The 5,190-nt window shown below is 57.4% G+C and carries 1 tRNA gene and 3 rRNA genes; all 4 read left to right on the top strand.

The features are described from left to right. Positions 1-155 precede the first annotated feature (155 nt). The 4 genes from NO998_RS15690 to rrf all read left to right on the top strand — a co-directional run bounded on the left by NO998_RS15690 (position 156) and on the right by rrf (position 5,155). Positions 156-1,628, top strand: a 16S ribosomal RNA gene (locus tag NO998_RS15690). Positions 1,629-1,713: 85 nt separating this feature from the next. After that, positions 1,714-1,785, top strand: a tRNA-Ala gene (locus tag NO998_RS15685). Positions 1,786-1,996: 211 nt separating this feature from the next. Beyond that, positions 1,997-4,909: ribosomal RNA gene (locus tag NO998_RS15680) — 23S ribosomal RNA — on the top strand. A gap of 124 nt (positions 4,910-5,033) precedes the next feature. Next, positions 5,034-5,155: ribosomal RNA gene (gene rrf / locus NO998_RS15675) — 5S ribosomal RNA — on the top strand. The 16S, 23S and 5S rRNA genes sit together here with 1 tRNA gene alongside, the layout of an rRNA operon. Positions 5,156-5,190 lie beyond the last annotated feature (35 nt).

Genomic DNA, 5,190 nt, shown 5'->3' with positions numbered 1-5,190 from the left:
TGGTCCGCCACAGGACGGCATCTGATGCGAGCCTTGGTAGTTCGGTGACCCCCGGAGCGGCCGGCGATCACCGAACGGAAACCGATACATAGACCATGAACGGTAAGATCACGACGTGATCTTAACCCGCCACCCACGTATACCAGTACGTACACATTCCGGTTGATCCTGCCGGAGGTCATTGCTATCGGGGTCCGATTTAGCCATGCTAGTCGTGCGAGTTTAGACTCGCGGCGTATAGCTCAGTAACACGTGGCCAAACTACCCTACAGACAGGAACAACCTCGGGAAACTGAGGCTAACACCTGATACGCGTTGACCGTTTGAACACGTCGACGCTCAAACGCTCCGGCGCTGTAGGATGTGGCTGCGGCCGATTAGGTAGACGGTGGGGTAACGGCCCACCGTGCCGATAATCGGTACGGGTTGTGAGAGCAAGAGCCCGGAGACGGAATCTGAGACAAGATTCCGGGCCCTACGGGGCGCAGCAGGCGCGAAACCTTTACACTGCACGCCAGTGCGATAAGGGGACCCCGAGTGAAAGGGCATATCGCCCTTTCTTTTCTGAACCGTAGGGAGGTTCAGGAACAAGAGCTGGGCAAGACCGGTGCCAGCCGCCGCGGTAATACCGGCAGCTCAAGTGATGACCGATTTTATTGGGCCTAAAGCGTCCGTAGCTGGCCGCGCAAGTTCGTCGGGAAATCCACCTGCTTAACGGGTGGGCGTCCGGCGAAAACTGCACGGCTTGGGACAGGAAGGCTCGAGGGGTACGTTCGGGGTAGGAGTGAAATCCCGTAATCCTGAACGGACCACCGATGGCGAAAGCACCTCGAGAGGACTGATCCGACAGTGAGGGACGAAAGCTGGGGTCTCGAACCGGATTAGATACCCGGGTAGTCCCAGCCGTAAACGATGTTCGCTAGGTGTGACACTCACTACGAGTGAGTGTTGTGCCGCAGGGAAGCCGCTAAGCGAACCGCCTGGGAAGTACGTCCGCAAGGATGAAACTTAAAGGAATTGGCGGGGGAGCACTACAACCGGAGGAGCCTGCGGTTTAATTGGACTCAACGCCGGTAACCTTACCAGCCCCGACTACAGTGATGACGGCCAGGTTGATGACCTCGCCACGACGCTGTAGAGAGGTGGTGCATGGCCGCCGTCAGCTCGTACCGTGAGGCGTCCTGTTAAGTCAGGCAACGAGCGAGACCCGCGCTCCTAATTGCCAGCATGTCCCTTGTGGATGATGGGTACATTAGGAGGACTGCCGCCGCCAAGGCGGAGGAAGGAACGGGCAACGGTAGGTCAGTATGCCCCGAATGGGCTGGGCAACACGCGGGCTACAATGGCCGAGACAATGGGTTCCCACCCCGAGAGGGAGCGGTAATCTCAGAAACTCGGTCGTAGTTCGGATTGCGGACTGCAACTCGTCCGCATGAAGCTGGATTCGGTAGTAATCGCATTCCAGGAGAGTGCGGTGAATACGTCCCTGCTCCTTGCACACACCGCCCGTCAAAGCACCCGAGTGGGGTCCGGATGAGGCCTACCTAGTAGGTCGAATCTGGGCTCCGCAAGGGGGCTTAAGTCGTAACAAGGTAGCCGTAGGGGAATCTGCGGCTGGATCACCTCCACAGCACGGGACCTGCCCTCTGGGCAGGCCCACTTGACGTTCGGTACCCGGTTCGCCCGGGCACCTTAGAACTACCAAGGCTCACAGGGCTCATAGCTCAGTGGTAGAGTGCCTCCTTTGCAAGGAGGATGCCCGGGGTTCGAATCCCCGTGAGTCCATAACGGATAGAAGGAAACCGTGCGGGTTATATGCCCGACGGGAGTACGATGGAATCCAGACCGATGCACCAGACCGCGAGAGCGCGTCTGGGAAGGGTCCGATGTACGCTCCCGTGACACCCACGGGACGTACGATGACGACCGTGTGTAAGCGTAGTCCAGGCACCCACTGGACCCGTACGATACCGGGTTGCAGTGGAACGACGATTACCGACAGACGGCTACTATGCCGGCTGATGGATTGCTCGGCTCGAGAGCTGACGAAGGACGTGCCAAGCTGCGAAAAGCCTCAGGGAGCTGCATGGAAGCGAAGAACTGAGGATCTCCGAATGGGAATCCCCACCGCAATTGCCTCGCGCAATGGGGAACGTCCCGAATTGAAACATCTTAGTAGGGACAGGAAGAGAAAGCAACTGCGATGTCGTAAGTAACCGCGAGTGAACGCGACACAGCCCAAACCGAATCCGCAAGGAAATGTGGTGTTAGGGCTGGCACTCAGCACTCGACCAATCACGAGAAGTCTTCTGGAACGAAGCACGAAACAGGGCGACAGTCCCGTACCGTGATTCAGTAGAGTGTGCGCCAGTACCAGAGTAGCGGGGGTTGGATATCCCTCGTGAATATCGCGGGCATCGACCGCGAAGGCTAAACACTCCTCGAGACCGATAGCGAACAAGTAGCGTGAGCGAACGCTGAAAAGCACCCCGAGAAGGGCGGTGCAATAGGGCATGAAACCAGTCGGCGATAGAGCGACGGGGCTTAAAAGGCTCCTTTCAAAACGATCGAGGGGCGACCCTCCAGTAGGACGAAAGGAGAGCCGAAGTTCCGTCGTACGTTTTGAAAAACGAACTAGGGAGTGTATCTCTTTGGCAAGTCTAACTAGTGAACCTAGGAAGGCGCAGGGAAACCGATAGGGGCGCAGCATTGCCAGGCCCACCGTGTTCAAGCGCGGGGAGTCGAAGGGATACGACCCGGAACCGAGCGATCTACTCTGGAGCAGGGTGAAGCGTGGCGAAAGCCACGTGGAGGCCCGTTAGGGTTGGTGTCCTACAATACCCTCCCGTGACTCGAGAGTAGGGGTGAAAGGCCCATCGAGCTCGGCAACAGCTGGTTCCAACCGAAACATGTCGAAGCATGACCTCATCCGAGGTAGTTTGCGCGGTAGAGCGACCGATTGAGAGACCCGCCTCCGAGAGGAGTCGGCCTCTCTGTCGAACTCCGAACGTGCAAACGCCGTGGACGATGGGAGTCCGGTGCCCGGGGTAAGCTTGGGTACCATGAGGGGAACAACCCAGAGCTGGGTTAAGGTCCCAAAGTGTAGATTAAGTGCGATTCGAAGGTAGTCTCGAGCCCTAAACAGCCGGGAGGTGAGCTTAGAAGCAGCAACCCTCTAAGAAAAGCGTAACAGCTTACCGGCCGAGGTTCGAGGCGCCGAAAATGATCGGGGCTCAAATCTACCACCGAGACCTAGCGGCGCTGGTAACACAGCGATCCTGTAGGTTGGCACTCTGGACGGATGGAAGCTCGGGTGAGAACTCGCGTGGACCGTTCAGTGAAGAAAATCCTAGTCATAGTAGCAGCGAAAGTCGGGTGTGAACCCCGACGGCCAGAAGAGTAAGGGTTCCTTGGCACTGTCAATCAGCCAAGGGTTAGTCGATCCTAAGGTCCCTCGTAACTCGCAGGGATCGAAAGGGTAGCTGGTTAATATTCCAGCACTATCGTGCAGTGAAACCGACGCTTCCGGAACCATCGTGTTGGGCCTTCGCCCAATCGAATCGAGGAAGCTCGTGGACGCCGTAATGGCAGGAAGCGAGCGAAGCTCGAGACAGCGAAAGACGATGTTACCAGGAGCCCGTGAAAAGGGAGCACGATATCCGTACCGAGATCCGACACAGGTACTCTGCCAGAGCAAGGCGCGGCCTGTCGGGACAACCGACGTTAGGGAATTCGGCAAGTTAGTTCCGTACGTTCGCAATAAGGAATGCCTGCCCCATGCGGGGCAGGTCGCAGTGTCTTGGGCGCTCCGACTGTCTAGTAACAACACAGGTGACCGCAAATCCGCAAGGACTGGTACGGTCACTGAATCCTGCCCAGTGCGGGTATCTGAACACCTCGTACAAGAGGACGAAGGACCCGTCAACGGCGGGGGTAACTATGACCCTCTTAAGGTAGCGTAGTACCTTGCCGCTTCAGTAGCGGCTTGCATGAATGGATCAACGAGAGCGCCACTGTCCCAACGTTGGACCCGGTGAACTGTACGTTCCAGTGCGGAGTCTGGAGACCCCCAAGGGGAAGCGAAGACCCTATAGAGCTTTACTGCAGGCTGTCGCTGAGACGTGGTCGCTAATGTGCAGCATAGGTAGGAGGCATTACACAGGTACCCGCGCTAGCGGGCCACCGAGCCACCAGTGAAATACTACCCGTTAGTGACTGCGACTCTCACTCCTGGCGGAGGACACCGGTAGCCGGGCAGTTTGACTGGGGCGGTACGCGCTCGAAAAGATATCGAGCGCGCCCCAAGATTTCCTCACTCGGGTCGGGAACCCGAGGAAGAGCGCAAGAGCAAACGGAAGTCTGACAGTGTCATTCCCAACGAGTGACGCTGACGCGAAAGCGTGGTTTAGCGAACCAACCAAGTTCCTTGATGGGACTGGTTGCTGACAGAAAAGCTACCTTAGGGATAACAGAGTCGTCACGCGCAAGAGCACATATCGACCGCGTGGCTTGCTACCTCGATGTCGGTTCCCTCCATCCTGCCCGTGCAGAAGCGGGCAAGGGTGAGGTTGTTCGCCTATTAAAGGAGGTCGTGAGCTGGGTTTAGACCGTCGTGAGACAGGTCGGCTGCTATCTATTGGGGGTGTTATGGTACTTGACGAGAACGATCGTATAGTACGAGAGGAACTACGATTGGATGCCACTGGTGTACCGGTTGTTCGAGAGAGCACTGCCGGGCAGCCACGCATCACGGGGTAAGAGCTGAACGCATCTAAGCTCGAAACCCACTCGGAAACGAAGTACCGCTTGAGGTCACTCGTAGAAGAGGAGTTAGATAGACTCGGGATGTACGCGCCAAGGCAACGAGGCGTTGAGTCCGCGAGCACTAACAGACCGAAGCCATCACTCATCCGGTGATCGCTCTGCACTGTACCCGTATTGTACGGGTCCAGGTGCGAACTGGACTACGCTTACACACGGTTGTGGACCCTACCGAGCCTGGTATGATCGCGGTTCGATTCCGCGACTCGGCGTGAGACGGCCAGAGTGGTGAGGTAACACCCGTACCCATCCCGAACACGGAAGTTAAGCTCACCCACGTGTGGAGGAGTACTGGCGTGGGCGACCCGCTGGAAAACTCGACTCGCCGTCTCTCCATTCATTGCGGTTTTCATAACGATCGAAGAGCGG

The sequence above is a fragment of the Halolamina litorea genome, assembly GCF_026616205.1.
GTDB lineage: Archaea > Halobacteriota > Halobacteria > Halobacteriales > Haloferacaceae > Halolamina > Halolamina litorea.
Note: the sequence above shows the minus strand (reverse complement) of the source record. Positions and strands in the feature narration are given on the sequence as shown.